The sequence below is a fragment of the Agrococcus sp. AC640b genome (assembly GCF_979255995.1).
In genome coordinates, this window is the sequence record NZ_CEEDMM010000001.1 from 35,614 (window position 1) to 50,043 (window position 14,430).

Consider the following 14,430-nt stretch of genomic DNA (forward strand, 5'->3'; position numbering starts at 1 on the left):
TCGCGTTGCCGCAACGCTAGGAAGGGGGCGCGTGGCTGGGCTAGGACGCGGGCGCGGACTGCTTGTCCGAGAGTGCGCGACGCCGATGGTCGCGCGGACTCTCGCCGTAGCGGCTGCGGAAGAGCCGCGAGAAGTGCGCTGCGTCGGCGAGGCCCCACCGTGCAGCGATGCGCTGCAGCGGCTCGCTCGCGTGAGCCGGGTCGGCGAGGTCGCGTCGGATGCGCTCCAGGCGTCGCTCGCGGATCCACGCGGCGAGGGTCACGCCATCTGCGGAGAACGTCGCGTGCAGGTGGCGCACGGAGATGAAGTGCGCCTGCGCGATCGACGCCGGGGTGAGGCTGGGGTCGCCGAGGCGGGCATCGACGTAGGCGCGGATGTCGTGCGTCAGCCGGCGACGCGGGTCGGTCTCGACCTGCAGCCTGCTCGACAGGAGCGTGACCAGCAGCTCGAGGGCGCTGTGCACCAGACGGATGCCGTCGGGACCCTGCAGCCGCTCGATGCTCGTGCCGAGCTCGGTGAGGAAGGGGATGATGACGCGGCCGAGCGCCGACTCGCGGCTGAAGACCACGGCGGTGATCTCCGCGATCGAGGCGGCGGGGAGGTCGACGACGTGCTGCGGGAACATGATGACGAGGGCTCGGTTGTCGCTCTCGAACGCGAGCTCGTACGGCCTGGTCGTGTCGTAGATCGCGAGGTCGCCAGGGCGGATGTCGGCGGTGCGGCCGTCCTGATGCAACCGCGCCTGCCCCTCGAGCTGCAGGCTCAGCTTGAAGTAGGGCTCGTCTCCCGCGGCGATGAGCGCCGGCGTGCGGCGCACGACGTGCGGCGTCGCCGCGATGTCGAACACCGCGACCTCGTCGACGACGCGCGAGGAGATCGCGCCGCAGAACTCGACGTGCAGCGGCTCGATCTCGAGCGGCACGAAGGAGCGTCGCACGAGTCTGCGCCACTCTGCGATGTCCACGTGGTCGCGGCGAGGCGACGTCGTCGGCTGCGGCATGCTGTGGTGCCGATCATACGAGCGTCGCCCCGCCGCGGCGAGGAGGTCGAGCGTCGTCATCTAGCCGTTGATGACATGCGGCACCGCCACCGCCTTGAGACCCTCGACGCCGAACTCGAGCCCGTACCCGGAGCCCTTGATGCCTCCGAACGGGATCATGGGGTGCACGCCGCCGTGCGAGTTGATCCACACGGTGCCCGCCTGCACGCGCGAGGCCACCGCACGCGCGGCATCGGCATCGGCCGACCAGACCGAGGCGCCCAGGCCCACGTCGAGGCCGTTGGCGAGCGCGATGGCCTCGTCGAGGTCGCGGTAGCGGACGATCGGCAGGGCGGGGCCGAACTGCTCCTCGACGACCAGCGCGGCGTGGGCGTCGATGTCGGCCACGAGGGTCGCAGGGTAGAAGTTGCCCGGTGCGTCGCGGTCGGGGTCCCCGCCGAGCACGATGCGGCCGCCCGTGGCGCGCGCGTCCTCGACGAGACGGTCGACGATCCCGAACTGGTCCTCGGTCGTGAGGGGGCCGAGGGCGCTCGACTCCTCGACCCCTGGGCCCATCGGCACCTGGGACGCGACGTCGTGCAGAGCCTCGACGACGCCGTCGTAGACGTCCTCGTGCACGTAGAGGCGCTTGAGCGCCGCGCAGGTCTGGCCCGTGTTGATGAACGCACCCCAGAACAGGTCCTGCGCGATGGCGGCCGGATCGACGTCGGGCAGCACGATCCCCGGATCGTTGCCGCCGAGCTCGAGCGTGAGGCGCGGCAGGTTGTCGGCGCTCGCGGCGACGATGGCCTTGCCGGTCGCCGTCGAGCCCGTGAACATGATCTTGCCGAACGCCGGGTGCGTCGTGAGGGCCGAGCCGAGGTCTCGGTCGCCCGCGAGCACCGTGAGCACGCCCTTCGGCAGCACCTGCTGGAGGATCGCGCCGAGCGCGAGCACCGACAGCGGCGTGTGCTCGCTGGGCTTCATGACGACGGCGTTGCCCATGCGCAGCGCAGGGGCGAGCTGCCAGGAGGCGATGAGGGCCGGCCAGTTCCACGGTCCGATCGCGCCGACGAGGCCGACGGCCCGGTACGCGATGGTCGCGCGGGGCTCCTCGAGCAGGGTCTCGTCCGGCAGCTCGGTCGCGGCGGCCGTGCGCAGCCATGCCGAGACGCCGCCCGCCTCGAAGCGCGAGCCGGGTCCGTTGAGCGGCTTCCCCTGCTCGCGGGAGATGAGCTCGGCGAGCGCGGCCGCCGAGCGGTCGACCGCATCCGCCGCCTCGACGAGGATCGCGCTGCGACGCTCGTGGCCGAGCGCCTCCCAGGCGGGCTGCGCTGCGCGCGCGGCCTCGACGGCCGCGTCGAGGTCGGCGGGGGTCGAGATGGGCGCGTGCGCGAGCACCTCGCCGGTCGCCGGGTCGAGCACGGGCGTGCCCTCGGGCGACGAGACCGCCGCGAGCAGCCCCTCGTAGGTCTCGAGCGACGCATCCCTCGCGGTCGTCTCCATGGTCATCGCGCCCACCTCTCCATCGAACGGGTGCGGCGCCCTCTGGCGCCCTCGCTCGGCAACCTAGTCGCCCGCACCCCTCGTGCGTCATGGGCCGAGGGGAGCCCGGCGCGCGCGGTCAAGACGGCAGCGCAGAGCGACAAGTCCGCGCGGTCGGCAGCGCAGGCAACGTGACCGACCGCGCAGACCGCGGCGCGTGCCTGGCCGCGCGCACCGGGGGTCCGGCATGATGCTGCTCGTCGGCGGCCGCCGGCGCTCCCGCTGCGGGAGGACGCTCGACGAGAGGGACGACATGACGATCGTGACCATGCATCGGACGACCCGGGCGGGGGCATGATGCACCGGCTCCTCGTGCTGTACCCGAAGCCCGTCGATCCCGCCGCGTTCCGCGAGCACTACGTGGCGAACCACCTGCCGCTCGCCGACCGGCTGCCCGGGATGCTCGCCTCCCGGTACTCGCTCGACGTGCACGACGAGGTGGGGGGATACTTCGCGATCTTCGAGGCGGACTTCGCGGATGCCGCGGCGATGCAGGCGGCGATGGCCTCGCCGGAGGGTCAGGCGGTGGCCGCCGACGTGCCGCGCTACGCGACGGGCGGCGCGATCGTGCTCGACTTCGCGGTCGTCGAGCGCTGAGAGCGATCGCGCGCCGGCCCCGCCTCAGCGGGGCCGGCGCGCCGCGACCTCCGCGGCCTGCAGCGCGAGCGCGTCGTCGAGCGGCGCGAGCTCGCCCGAGTCGCCGCGGCGCTCGAGCGCGCGGCGCAGCAGCTCGTCGGCGAAGCGCGGGGACTTCGCGAGCACGGGGCCGTGCAGGTAGGTGCCGAAGACGTTGCCCTGCACGCATCCCTCCGTGGCGTCCTTGCCGTCGTTGCCGCGGCCGGGCACCGTGCGGGCGAGGGGGGTCGCCCCGGCGCCGAGGGTCGTGAGCCCCGAGTGGTTCTCGTAGCCCACGAGACGGCCCCAGTCGGAGTCGACGGCGTGGTTGCCGATGAGCCGAGTGTCGGAGCCGTTCGTGACGACGTCGAGCACGCCGACGCCCGCGATGCGCGCGCCGGCCGACGTGTTGAACTCGTGGCCGAGCAGCTGGTACGCGCCGCAGATCGCGAGGATCACGACGCCATCCGAGGCCGCGGCGCGCAGCTCGGGCCCGCGGCGCTGGAAGTCCTCGCCGATCTCGCCCTGCGCCGCATCCTGGCCGCCGCCGCCGAGGATGAGGTCGACGTCGCTCGGCAGGTCGTCGCCGACGCCGACGGGCACGATCTCGACGGGCAGGTCGCGCCACTCGAGGCGCTTGCGCAGCACGACGACGTTGCCGGTGTCGCCGTAGATGTTCATCTCGTGCGGGTACAGGTGCACGATGCGCAGCGGGGTCACGCGCGCACCTCCTTCGCGCGGGCGACGAGGTGGCGGTGGAGGCCCCACATCGCCGTGTAGGTCGAGAAGATCAGGAGGCGTTCGCCTGGCGCGGTCGCGGCGAGCGCCCGGTCGATGGCCGGCGCGAGCGCCGCATCCACCGCCGCAGCCTCGACGCCGTCGTAGCGCAGTCGCACGGCCATGTCGGCCGCGCGCACGCCGGCGGTCGAGACCGGCACGCCGTCCGCGAGGCCCGTGAAGTCGACGTCCCACAGCCACGACACGTCGCGGCCGTCGGCGTCGTCGTCGTTGATGGCGATGCAGATGCGGGAGGGCTCCTCGACGCGCGCAGCGGCGAGCGACTGCCGGAAGCCAGCCGGGTTCTTCACGAGGTGCAGCGACACGTCACGGCCGTCGATCACGAACGACTGTCCTCGACCGAATGCGGGCTCGACGGCGCGCAGTCCGGCGAAGATGTCGTCGGGGTCGAGGTCGAACGTCGACGCGATCGCGGCGGCGGCGGTCGCGTTCTGCGCGTTGTGGGCGCCGGAGGCGCGCAGCGGGAAGGTCTGCTCGGCGTCGCCGACGCGGATGGTGGTGCCGTCTGCGCCCCAGGCGACGAGCTCGGCGGCGGCGCCGTCGACGTCGCGGGCTGCGCGGGACGCGCCGCCGTAGAGCTCCTCGTCGGTGGGGAAGAGGTGCCGCAGGTCGTCGGCGACCTGGTACCAGACGGGCTCGGCGTCGATGGCGCCGGCGATCGCGGCGATGCGGGCGTCGTCGCGGTTGAGGCCGACGGCGACCGTCGCGGCCTGCGCGACCGTGCGCAGCAGCCGTGCGGTGTGGTCGATCTCGCCGAAGCGGTCGAGCTGGTCGCGCATGACGTTGAGCAGCAGCACCCGCTCGGGCCGGTAGCGCTCGACGAAGCGCACCGCGTGGGCCTCGTCGAGCTCGAAGACGGCGACGTCGGCGTCGAGCCGTCCCGTCCACGACGACGACGACACCGCGGCGCCGATCGTGCCGCGCACGAAGTTCGAGCCCGTGTCGTTCGTGAGCACGCGGAAGCGCTGCGAGAGGATCGCGGCGACCATCTTCGTCGTCGTCGTCTTGCCGTTCGTGCCCGACACGACGACGACGCCGTGCGGCAGCGCCGCGAGGGCCTTCGCGAGGTACTGCGGGAACAGGCGCTCGACGACGAGGCCGGGCAGCGCGTTGCCGCTGCGACCCATGAGCCGCAGGGCGCCGAGGGCGAGCTTGCCAGTGACCACGGGGAGCAGCGCCATGGTGCCCGAGTCTACGAGGAGGCGGCGCTCTCGCCTGCGGCGCGTGACCGCGCGCCGCGGGCGCGGTGGAGGGCCGGGACGACCGCGATCGCGGCGACGAGCGTCGCCGCTCCCGCCAGCACCGCGTGATCGAGGTGGACGACGCCTTGCGCGAGCCCGATGAGGAGCACGGCGAGCGCGTTGACGACGACGCCGGCCGCCGCGGCGACGAGCACGGCGCGCGCGCCGGGCGCGCGCCCGCCGCGCCGCGCCCGCAGCCCGAGGGCGACGAGCGCGAGCGCCCAGACGCCGAGGCCGACGTCCATGAAGAGGAAGAGGATCCTTGCGCCCTCCACGAGCCCCGCGAGCCGGTCGTCGAGCACCACGGCATGCCAGGCGGTGAGCAGCACGAGCGCGCCGACGATCGTGAGCGCGACGTCGAGCACGAGCGTGCTCGCGTGCCGACGGGTCATGGCGTCGGCGCCGTCGGGGGAGGCAGTCGCCATGGTCACCGAGCCTACGGGCGTCGCGCCGTCCGCGGCGCCGAACCCGCACGGGAGCGAGCGCTCGGATGCCATGGGCACGCGAGGCCGCGCTCACGTGCAGGTTCGGCGGGGCCGTCGAAGGTGGACGGCAGATGACCGGCCGGTGACCGGGCGGTTCTCGGTCCATGGGTGGGGAAGGATGGGGGCGTGACGAGCCCGAGCATCCCCGACGCGTTCCTGGCATCGCACCGGGCGGCGCCCGAGCGCACGCTCGCCGACGTCGTCGCCGAGACCGCGACGGCACACCCCGACGCCCTCGCGCTCGACAACGGCTCCGAGCAGCTCACCTACCGTGAGCTCGTCGATGCCGCGCAGGCGTTCGCCGATCGCCTCGCCGACCTCGGCGTCGGCCGCGGCGACCGCGTCGGCATCCGCATCTCCTCGGGCACGACCGACCTGTACGTCGCGATCCTCGGCACGCTGCTCGGCGGCGCCGCGTACGTGCCCGTCGACGCCGACGACCCCGACGAGCGCGCCGCGACCGTCTTCGGCGAGGCGGCCGTGCAGGCAGTCGCGGGCACGGGGCTCGAGGTCGCCCTCACCGCGCACGGGCACGGGCGCGCGCAGCGCGACGTCGCACCGCCGGCGCCCGACGACGACGCGTGGATCATCTTCACCTCCGGCTCCACCGGCACCCCGAAGGGCGTCGCCGTCACCCACCGCTCTGCGGCCGCGTTCGTCGACGCCGAGTCGCGCCTGTTCCTGCAGCACGAGCCCATCGGCCCCACCGACCGCGTCATGGCTGGCCTGTCGGTCGCGTTCGACGCGTCGTGCGAGGAGATGTGGCTCGCGTGGGCGCACGGCGCCTGCCTCGTGCCCGCGCCGCGCTCGCTCGTGCGCTCCGGCGTCGACGTCGCCCCGTGGCTCGTCGCGAACGGCATCACGATCGTCTCGACGGTGCCGACGCTCGTGTCGCTGTGGCCCATCCAGAGCCTCGACGCCGTGCGCATGGTGATCCTCGGCGGCGAGGCCGTGCCGCCCGAGCTCGGCGTGCGGCTGCAGCGCGCGGGCCGCGAGGTGTGGAACACGTACGGCCCCACGGAGGCGACGGTCGTCGCGTGCGCGGCGCTGCTCGACGGCTCCGACCCCGTGCGCATCGGCCTGCCGCTCGACGGCTGGGACCTCGCCGTCGTCGACGCCGACGGACACCCGGTCGAGTCGGGGGAGACGGGCGAGCTCGTCATCGGCGGCGTCGGCCTCGCCCGCTACCTCGACCCCGCCAAGGACGCGGCGGCCTACGCGCCCATGCCCGCCCTCGGCTGGCAGCGCGCGTACCGATCGGGCGACGTCGTGCGCAACGACCCGGCGGGGCTCGTCTTCGCCGGCCGCGCCGACGACCAGATCAAGCTCGGCGGGCGTCGCATCGAGCTCGGCGAGATCGACGGGCAGCTGCTGCGCGTGCCCGGCGTCGTCGGCGCAGCCGCCGCCGTGCGCGGCACCGCCGCAGGCAGCCAGGTGCTCGTCGGCTACCTCACCGTCGACGACACGTACGACGGCGCCGTCGCCATGACGCTGCTGCGCGAGCGCATGCCTGCCGCGCTCGTGCCACGCCTCGCGATCGTCGACGACCTCCCCACCCGCACCTCCGGCAAGGTCGACCGCGACGCGCTGCCGTGGCCGCTGCCGACCGCGGCGACGGCGCACGACGGGTGGAGCGAGACGCAGACGTGGCTTGCCGCCATCTGGCGCGACGTGCTCGCCGCCGACCCCGAGACGCTCGCGAGCGACTTCTTCGACCTCGGCGGCGGCTCGCTCACGGCGGCGCAGGCCGTGGGCAGGATCCGCGAGCGCCACCCGGAGGTCGTCGTCGCCGACCTGTACCAGCACTCCTCGGTGGGGGCGCTCGCCGGCCACCTCGACGCGCTCGGCGCCTCCGTCGCCCGATCGAACGACGTCGCGGAGCCCATCCGACGCCGCACGCAGGTGGCGCAGGCGCTCGCCGCCTACCCGCTGCACCTGCTGGCGGGCGCCAGATGGGTGTCGTGGCTGCTGCTCGTCTCCGCGCTGCTGCATCCGCTCGCCGCATGGCTGCCCGCGCCGCCGTGGCCGCTCGTCGCGGCGACGACCGCCGTCTTCCTCCTGCCGCCTGGACGCATGCTGCTGGCGGCCTCGCTCATCCGGATCACGCTGCGCGGCGTGCGGCCAGGCGCCTACCCTCGTGGCGGCCGGGTGCACCTGCGCATCTGGCTTGCCGAGCAGGTGCAGCAGCACCTCGCCGCGACGTCGCTCGCCGGGGCCGCGTTCGTGCCCTGGTACGCGCGTCTGCTGGGCGCGAGCGTCGGCCGCGACGTGCAGCTGCACGCCCTGCCGCCCGTCACGGGCTTCCTGCGCCTCGCGCGCGGAGCGTCGGTGGAGTCGGAGGTCGACCTGTCGGGCACGTGGGTCGACGGCGACGTCGTGCACGTCGGTGCCGTGCGCATCGGCCGCGACGCTCGCATCGGCGCCCGTTCGACGCTCGGCCCCGGTGCGCGCGTCGCCGCGGGCGCCGAGGTCGCACCCGGCTCGTTCGTGGGCGGTCGCGTGAAGCCCGGCGCGTTCGTGTCGGGATCGCCTGCGCAGCGCGTGGGCGATGCGCGCGGCGCGTGGGAGGGTCGGCACGCGCCAGGCAGGCGTCGCTGGGCGGGCATCTACGCGCTCGGAGGCGTGCTCGTCGCAGGCCTGCCGTGGATCGCGGGCACGATCGGCGGGCTCGTCGCCGTGCCCGCCCTGCTCGAGGCGAGCACGCTCGGCGACGCGGTGCTGGCGGCACTGCCGTGGCTGCCCGTCGCCGCGCTCGTCGGGTACGCAGCGCTCATGGTGCTCGTGCTCGCGCTCGTCCGCGTCGCCGCGCTCGGCATCCGCACGGGCCCCGTGCCCGTGCGCTCCGGCGCAGGCCTCGCCGCCTGGCTCACCGTCCGTGTGCTCGACGACGCTCGCGCCTGGCTCTACCCGCTGTACGCCGGCGCGCTCACGCCGCTGTGGCTGCGCGCGCTCGGCGCGAAGGTCGGGCGCGGCGTCGAGGCGTCGACCGTCGTCATGATCCCGTCGCTCACCGAGATCGGCGACGAGGTCTTCCTCGCCGACGACACGCTCGTGGGCGGCTACGAGCTCACGGGCGGCTGGCTGCGCGCCGAGCGCGTCAAGGTCGGCAAGCGCGCGTTCCTCGGCAACTCCGGCATGGCGGCGCCGGGCCGCCGCATCCCCAAGGCGTCGCTCGTCGCGGTGCTCTCCGCCGCGCCGCAGCGAGGCACGGCCAAGGCCGGATCGTCGTGGATCGGCAGCCCGCCCACGCAGCTGCGTCGCACGGCCGATCAGGTGGATGCGAGCCGCACCTACGCGCCCCCGATGCGGCTCACGGTGCTGCGCGGCCTCGTCGAGACGGGCCGCGTCGTGCCGATGCTGCTGGCGGTCGTGCTGCCGTTCGCCGGCGTCGTCGCCCTCGTCGCCGTGCTCGGCGACTCGTGGTCGTGGCGTGCCTTCGTCGCGACGGTGCTCGTGTCGCCGCTCGTGCTCATCGCCGTCGGCATCGTCGCCGCGCTCGTCGCGGTCGCCGCGAAGTGGATCCTCGTGGGCCGCATCCGCGCAGGCGAGCATCCGCTGTGGAGCGGGTTCGTGTGGCGCAACGAGCTCGCAGACGCGTACCTCGAGCTGCTCGCCGCCCGCTGGTTCGCGAGCGCCGCATCCGGCACGGTCGCGATGGTCGTGTGGCTGCGCATGCTGGGCGTGCGCGTGGGCCGCGGCGTGTGGTGCGACACGTACTGGCTGCCGGAGGCCGACCTCGTCGTGCTCGGCGACGGCGCGACCGTCAACGCGGGCTGCGTCGTGCAGACCCACCTCTTCCACGACCGCGTGCTGTCGCTCGGCACCGTCACGCTCGAGGCGGGCGCGACGCTCGGCCCCAACTCGGTCATCCTGCCCGCCGCGACCCTCGGCCGCCACGCGACCGTCGGCCCCGCCTCGCTCGTCATGCGCGGCGAGCTCGTGCCCAGCCGCACCCGGTGGCTCGGCAACCCCATCGGCCCCTGGGACGACTGACGCGCGCACGAGGGCGCCGCGACAGGGGAGACTGGGACCGATGCTGCAGGAGCACCCCGACCCCTACATGCCGAGCCACGGCGATCTGGCGTACGACGTCGAGCACGTCGCCGTCGACCTCGACTACCGCCCGTCGTCGAACCTCCTCGAGGCCACGGCGACGCTGACGGTCGTCACCGCCGAGCCGGTGCGCAGGCTGCGCTTCGACCTCGCGCACCTGCGGGTGAGCCGCGTGCTCGTCGACGGCATCCGCGCACGCCACGCGCATCGCGGCACGCGCCTCACCGTCGACCTCGGCGGCGACGCGCCCGTCGGCACGCGTCTGCTCGTGCAGGTCGACTACCGCGGCAACCCCAAGCCGCTACGCATGCGGGCGTTCGGCGAGGCGGGCTGGGAGGAGCTGGCCGACGGCGTCATCGTCGCCGCGCAGCCGCACGGCGCGCCCACGTGGATGCCGTGCAACGACCGCGCATCGTCGAAGTCGACGTACGACCTCAGCGTGCGCGTGCCCAGCGAGTACGTCGTCGCGTGCAGCGGCGAGCAGACGGGGGTGGAGCGTCGCGGCGCGACGCGCACCTGGCGCTTCGTGCAGCGCGCGCCCATGGCGCCGTACCTCGCGACCGTGCAGATCGGCCGCTACCAGGAGGTGCGGCAGCAGGCTGCCGTGCCCATGCGGGTGCTGCGCCCCGCGGGCATGCGCGGTGCGGCGTTCGAGGGCTCCTTCGGCCTGCAGCCGCAGATGCTCGCATGCTTCGAGGCCGAGTTCGGCCCGTACCCGTTCGACGACTACACGACGGTCGTCACCGACGACGAGCTCGAGATCCCGCTCGAGTCGCAGAGCCTGTCGACGTTCGGGCGCAACCACTGCCGCCCCGAGTGGGATGCCGTGCGCCTCATCGCGCACGAGCTGTCGCACCAGTGGTTCGGCAATGCCGTCACGGCCCGCACGTGGCGCGACATCTGGCTGCACGAGGGCTTCGCGTGCTACAGCGAATGGGTGTGGTCGCAGGCGGGCGGAGGGCCCTCCGTCGACGAGCAGGCCGACGAGCATCACGCGCGCCTCGCGGCCTTGCCGCAGGATCTCGTGCTCACCGATCCCGGCGCCGACGACATGTTCGACGACCGCGTCTACAAGCGCGGCGCGCTCGCGCTCGTCGCGCTGCGCCGCACCATCGGGGCGGAGGCCATGCGCACGCTGCTGCACGCGTGGGTCGCCGAGCATGCGGGCGGCGTCGTCGAGACGGCCGATCTCGTCGCGCTCGCGAGCCGCGTCGCGGGCCGCGACGTCTCCGTGCTCCTCGCATCCTGGCTCGACGAGGCGCCGCTCCCACCGCTGCCGCCGGCCTGACCCACGGGTTGCGTTTCGCAGGCGATCCGGGGTGCTCGAGGGGTATCTTCCCTCGGACCCCCGTGATCGCCTGCGAAACGCGAATCACGTGCCGGAGCAGAGGGCTCCGTCGGCGCGACCCGTGCAGACGGCCGCCACGAACCCCGGCGGCGCGGGGATGGGGTGCACCGCGAAGTCGGCGACGCGGATCGTCGCGGGGTCGGTGCGCAGGCCCGTGCCGAGGTGCTTGACGATCGCCTCCTTCGCGACCCACATGCGCACCGGGAAGGCTTCGGTGGCACCGCGCTCGACGGCCGTGTCGGCCACCCACGCGTCCCGCTCGTCGGGATGCAGCACGACGTCGGCGTCGACGCGCACGTGGAGCGCCTCCACGTCGACGCCGATCGTGCCCAGCGATGCGGGCCGGGTCACGACCACGAGGTGCTCTCCGCTGCGCGACGCCGAGACCGCGAGCCGCGCGGCGCCTGCGCGCGCCCACGGCATGCCGTGGTCGCCGCTGCCGCAGCGCGGGCACACGTGGCCAGCCGCATGCGCGCCCAGCGCCTGCAGCGCATCCGTCGTCGCCGTCGAGGCGGACAGCCAGTGCACGTCCGTGTCGGCGAGCGCGGCGTCGTGGCCGTCGGCTCGGCCCACGGCGAGCGGCAGGTCGGGTCCGCCCGTCACGCCGGGTCGGGGAAGGTGAGCGGCTGCCACGATGCGGTCAGCCAGTCGAGGTCGCCGGGGAAGCCCGTGACGCGTGCGAGCAGCCTGCCGAGGCGCTCCTCGTCGAGCGGGCCGGGCTGCTCCTCCGGCAGCCGGGCGCCCGTGTCGTCGGCCAGCGAGCCGTGGCTCCACGCGATGCGTCGCGTCTCCCTGCCGGGCACGTCGAGCTGGAACAGCCACGTGTCGCTGACGCTGCCGTACAGCGCCGTCGCGACGGGGCGGGCGAGGCCGCGCACGACGCGCTCACCGAGGTCGATCCATGCGTAGCCCGCGTCGAGCAGCACGACGTCGCTGCCGTGCTGCAGCGCAGACAGCTCGGCGCGCGACGACGCCGCGACGTCGCCCGTGATCGGCGCGCCCGTCGGACGGTAGCCGAGGGGTGCGAGGTCGGCGACGCGCGCCGATCGCACGACCAGCACCGCCAGGTTCACGCCCACGGCGCCGACGGTAGCAGCGCCTCGCCCCACACGGGCTGGGCGTCGACGGGCCGCACCGGCGGGGCGCGGCGTCAGGCGACGACGCCCACGATGCCCGTCACGAGCACGGCGATGCCGGACAGCAGCGAGAACACGACGACGGCGCGGCGGGCGACGACCTGGTCGATGCGCGCCGCGACCCGCTCGCCGGCGAGCACGCCGACGAGCACGGGAGCGACGGCGACGAGCCACATCCACCACTCCCATGGGGGAGCGCCACCCGGGGCGACCGTCTGCCTGGCGATGACGGTCGAGGCGCTCAGCAGGATCCAGAACGGCTGCATGGTGGCGGCGAACACGCGGTGCTCCCACCTCGACAGGATCGAGAACATGCCGACGACGGGTGCGCCGAGCCCGACGCTCGAGTTCAGCAACCCCACGAGCGCACCGGCAGGCAGCCGCAGCCAGGGACCGTCGAACGAGCGCTGGGACCGCGTGAACCCCACCGACACCGTCACGCCGACGAGCGCGAGCACGCCGACCGCGATCTTCAGCACGTCGGCGTCGGCCGCCTGCGCGAGCAGGATGCCAGGCACCGTGAGCGCGATCGCAGGCACCACGAGCCATGCGAGCCCCCGCCAGTCGATGTCCCGCCACACGCGGCCGATGATCATCGCGCACGCGACGATGCCGAACGCGTTGACGACGAGCACCGCCTCGACGGGGCCGACGGCGAGCACCATCGTGGGCGTCACGACGAGGCCGAAGCCCATGCCGACCGTGCGCTGCGCGAGCGCGCCGACGCCGAGCGCGACGAGGGCGACGAGGAAGGCGAGGTCCATGGTGCCCGCCGGTCAGACGAGGTCGGCCGCGATGGCGACGGCGGCCTCGATGGAGGCGACCCCGAGCGCATCGAGGTCGGCGGCGCCGACCGTGACGACGCCGACGGCTGCGCGCGGCGGCAGCGGGTGGCGGATGGGCGCGGCGACGCCCGACAGGCCGGGCACGACCTCGTCGGAGCTCGTCGCGTAGCCGCGCCGTGCGGCGAGGGCGACCTCGGCACGCATGGCGTCGTCGTGACCGAGCGCCGCCCACTCGCGGGCGGTGAGCAGCGTCTGGATGGCGATGCCGGGTGCGCCGAGCGCGAGCGGGTGCCTGCTGCCAGGCCGCTGCGCGACCGACGCGCGGGCGCTGCGCGACTCGACGCTCACGAGCGTCACGACGTCGTCGCCGTCCTGCACCGCGACGAACGCCGTGCATCCCGTCGCCTGCGCGAGCGCCGTGAGGTGGGGGAGGGCCGCGCCGCGCAGGTCGCGGTCGACCGCCTGCGCGAGCACCGCGAGCTGCGCGCCGAGCTCGAGCCGTCCGCCCGCGTCGCGCACGACGAGCCGGTGCGCCTCGAGGGTGCGCACGATGCGGTACGCGATGGATCGGTGCACGCCGAGGTGGTCGGCGAGCTCCTGGATGCTGAGCGGGCTGTGCTCGGCGAGCAGCTCGAGCGCCCGGATGCCGCGCGAGAGCGTCTGCGCGCCGGCGAGCTGGCCTGCTGCTGGCTGCTGGGGCATGGGGTCGTCTCCGTGGTGCTCGTCGATCGACGCAAGCATAGGTCATCCCGTTCACATACCGAACGTGCGCGAGTGGTCATTCGATGCGGTGATGCGGGCCGGGTCGCCGCATCCGATGCCCACTCGGCGTCATCCCGCCGGCAGCAGCCGCTCGACGAGCGCGTCGATCGCATCGTCGAGGGGGATGCCCGGGTCGATCGACGTCGTGAGTCGATCGAGCATGAGGCCGTCGATCGCGTAGTGCAGCAACGCGATCTCGAAGGCGCCGCCGGGGAGGCCGGCCGCCTGATTGAAGGCCACGTCGCCCGCGAACCCCTCGCGCATCCATGCGCCGAGCGTCTCGGCGACCTCGGGGCGACGGGCCGCCTCGAGCCGCAGCTCCAGGAGCGCGAGTGTGATGTCGCGGGATGCCGTGAGCCGGTTCGCGATCTCACGGATGTGGGCGGCGAAGCGCGCGCGGTCGGGCGTGCGAGCTGCGAGCTCGGCCTGCACGTCGGCGTCGGGCGCGAGGCGTTCGCCGATGCGCTGCACGAGCAGCGCGAAGAGGTCGGCGCGCGAGCGGCAGTAGTTCGACGTGGTGCCCGCCGGCACCCCTGCCTCGACGTCGACGGCGCGATGCGTGAGGCCGCGGGCGCCCTCGCGCGCGAGGATCGCGAGTCCGGCATCGCCCAGCGCCCGGCGTCGCTCGTGGTTGCGTGCCATCCGGCGAGGCTAGCGCATCCACGACATCTGTCGTAGTCTCG

13 protein-coding genes are annotated in these 14,430 nt (G+C 74.2%); 3 read left to right on the top strand and 10 right to left on the bottom strand.

Features of this window, described 5'->3' with window-relative positions; translation table 11 throughout:
* Window positions 1-40: 40 nt before the first annotated feature.
* Entirely contained in the window at window positions 41-937 is an 897-nt protein-coding gene (locus ACZ6H8_RS00180) for an AraC-like ligand-binding domain-containing protein (protein WP_464143285.1), read from the bottom strand.
* A gap of 123 nt (window positions 938-1,060) precedes the next feature.
* Window positions 1,061-2,491: an aldehyde dehydrogenase family protein gene (locus ACZ6H8_RS00185; RefSeq protein WP_464143286.1), complete on the bottom strand. Its 1,431-nt coding sequence runs from the start codon at window positions 2,489-2,491 to the stop codon at window positions 1,061-1,063.
* Window positions 2,492-2,818: 327 nt separating this feature from the next.
* On the opposite strand from ACZ6H8_RS00185, the gene ACZ6H8_RS00190 reads away from it, so the two are divergent.
* Complete coding sequence (locus ACZ6H8_RS00190) at window positions 2,819-3,121, top strand: EthD family reductase (protein WP_464143287.1); 303 nt, start codon at window positions 2,819-2,821, stop codon at window positions 3,119-3,121.
* A 24-nt stretch (window positions 3,122-3,145) separates the two neighbouring features.
* Here ACZ6H8_RS00190 and ACZ6H8_RS00195 read toward each other — a convergent pair whose 3' ends face one another.
* The 3 genes from ACZ6H8_RS00195 to ACZ6H8_RS00205 are packed head-to-tail and all read right to left on the bottom strand — an operon-like array spanning window position 3,146 to window position 5,603.
* Window positions 3,146-3,859 carry a type 1 glutamine amidotransferase gene (locus tag ACZ6H8_RS00195; protein ID WP_464143288.1) on the bottom strand — a complete coding sequence of 238 codons (714 nt, stop codon included), beginning with the start codon at window positions 3,857-3,859 and terminating at the stop codon, window positions 3,146-3,148.
* Window positions 3,856-5,118, bottom strand: a complete 1,263-nt coding sequence (locus tag ACZ6H8_RS00200; protein WP_464143289.1) for a DUF1727 domain-containing protein — start codon at window positions 5,116-5,118, stop codon at window positions 3,856-3,858. Before ACZ6H8_RS00200 ends, ACZ6H8_RS00195 begins: the two co-directional genes overlap by 4 nt.
* An 11-nt stretch (window positions 5,119-5,129) precedes the next feature.
* Window positions 5,130-5,603, bottom strand: a complete 474-nt coding sequence (locus tag ACZ6H8_RS00205) for a hypothetical protein (RefSeq protein ID WP_464143291.1) — start codon at window positions 5,601-5,603, stop codon at window positions 5,130-5,132.
* Window positions 5,604-5,789: 186 nt separating this feature from the next.
* On the opposite strand from ACZ6H8_RS00205, the gene ACZ6H8_RS00210 reads away from it, so the two are divergent.
* Together ACZ6H8_RS00210 and ACZ6H8_RS00215 are read left to right on the top strand one after the other, a co-directional pair.
* Complete coding sequence (locus ACZ6H8_RS00210; protein ID WP_464143292.1) at window positions 5,790-9,656, top strand: Pls/PosA family non-ribosomal peptide synthetase; 3,867 nt, start codon at window positions 5,790-5,792, stop codon at window positions 9,654-9,656.
* A 40-nt stretch (window positions 9,657-9,696) separates the two neighbouring features.
* Window positions 9,697-11,004, top strand: coding sequence for a M1 family metallopeptidase (locus tag ACZ6H8_RS00215; protein WP_464143293.1), 1,308 nt, complete (start codon window positions 9,697-9,699; stop codon window positions 11,002-11,004).
* An 84-nt stretch (window positions 11,005-11,088) separates the two neighbouring features.
* On the opposite strand, the gene ACZ6H8_RS00220 is transcribed toward ACZ6H8_RS00215, so the two are convergent.
* The 5 genes from ACZ6H8_RS00220 to ACZ6H8_RS00240 all read right to left on the bottom strand — a co-directional run bounded on the left by ACZ6H8_RS00220 (window position 11,089) and on the right by ACZ6H8_RS00240 (window position 14,389).
* Window positions 11,089-11,667 (bottom strand): 4'-phosphopantetheinyl transferase family protein, encoded by a 579-nt coding sequence (locus ACZ6H8_RS00220; protein WP_464143295.1) that lies wholly within the window; start codon window positions 11,665-11,667, stop codon window positions 11,089-11,091.
* Entirely contained in the window at window positions 11,664-12,143 is a 480-nt protein-coding gene (locus tag ACZ6H8_RS00225) for a hypothetical protein (RefSeq protein WP_464143297.1), read from the bottom strand. The genes ACZ6H8_RS00220 and ACZ6H8_RS00225 overlap by 4 nt, the downstream gene beginning before the upstream one ends.
* Before the next feature lie 71 nt (window positions 12,144-12,214).
* Window positions 12,215-12,964 carry a TSUP family transporter gene (locus tag ACZ6H8_RS00230; RefSeq protein WP_464143298.1) on the bottom strand — a complete coding sequence of 250 codons (750 nt, stop codon included), beginning with the start codon at window positions 12,962-12,964 and terminating at the stop codon, window positions 12,215-12,217.
* 12 nt (window positions 12,965-12,976) lie between these two features.
* Entirely contained in the window at window positions 12,977-13,687 is a 711-nt protein-coding gene (locus ACZ6H8_RS00235; RefSeq protein ID WP_464143299.1) for an IclR family transcriptional regulator, read from the bottom strand.
* 129 nt (window positions 13,688-13,816) lie between these two features.
* Window positions 13,817-14,389 carry a TetR/AcrR family transcriptional regulator gene (locus tag ACZ6H8_RS00240; protein ID WP_464143301.1) on the bottom strand — a complete coding sequence of 191 codons (573 nt, stop codon included), beginning with the start codon at window positions 14,387-14,389 and terminating at the stop codon, window positions 13,817-13,819.
* Window positions 14,390-14,430 lie beyond the last annotated feature (41 nt).

Coding starts and splice junctions, on each gene's coding strand:
- ACZ6H8_RS00185 (WP_464143286.1), bottom strand. CDS start 2,491: ATGACCATGGAGACGACCGCGAGGGATGCGTCGCTCGAGACCTACGAG.
- ACZ6H8_RS00190 (WP_464143287.1), top strand. CDS start 2,819: ATGATGCACCGGCTCCTCGTGCTGTACCCGAAGCCCGTCGATCCCGCC.
- ACZ6H8_RS00200 (WP_464143289.1), bottom strand. CDS start 5,118: ATGGCGCTGCTCCCCGTGGTCACTGGCAAGCTCGCCCTCGGCGCCCTG.
- ACZ6H8_RS00205 (WP_464143291.1), bottom strand. CDS start 5,603: ATGGCGACTGCCTCCCCCGACGGCGCCGACGCCATGACCCGTCGGCAC.
- ACZ6H8_RS00215 (WP_464143293.1), top strand. CDS start 9,697: ATGCTGCAGGAGCACCCCGACCCCTACATGCCGAGCCACGGCGATCTG.
- ACZ6H8_RS00230 (WP_464143298.1), bottom strand. CDS start 12,964: ATGGACCTCGCCTTCCTCGTCGCCCTCGTCGCGCTCGGCGTCGGCGCG.
- ACZ6H8_RS00235 (WP_464143299.1), bottom strand. CDS start 13,687: ATGCCCCAGCAGCCAGCAGCAGGCCAGCTCGCCGGCGCGCAGACGCTC.
- ACZ6H8_RS00240 (WP_464143301.1), bottom strand. CDS start 14,389: ATGGCACGCAACCACGAGCGACGCCGGGCGCTGGGCGATGCCGGACTC.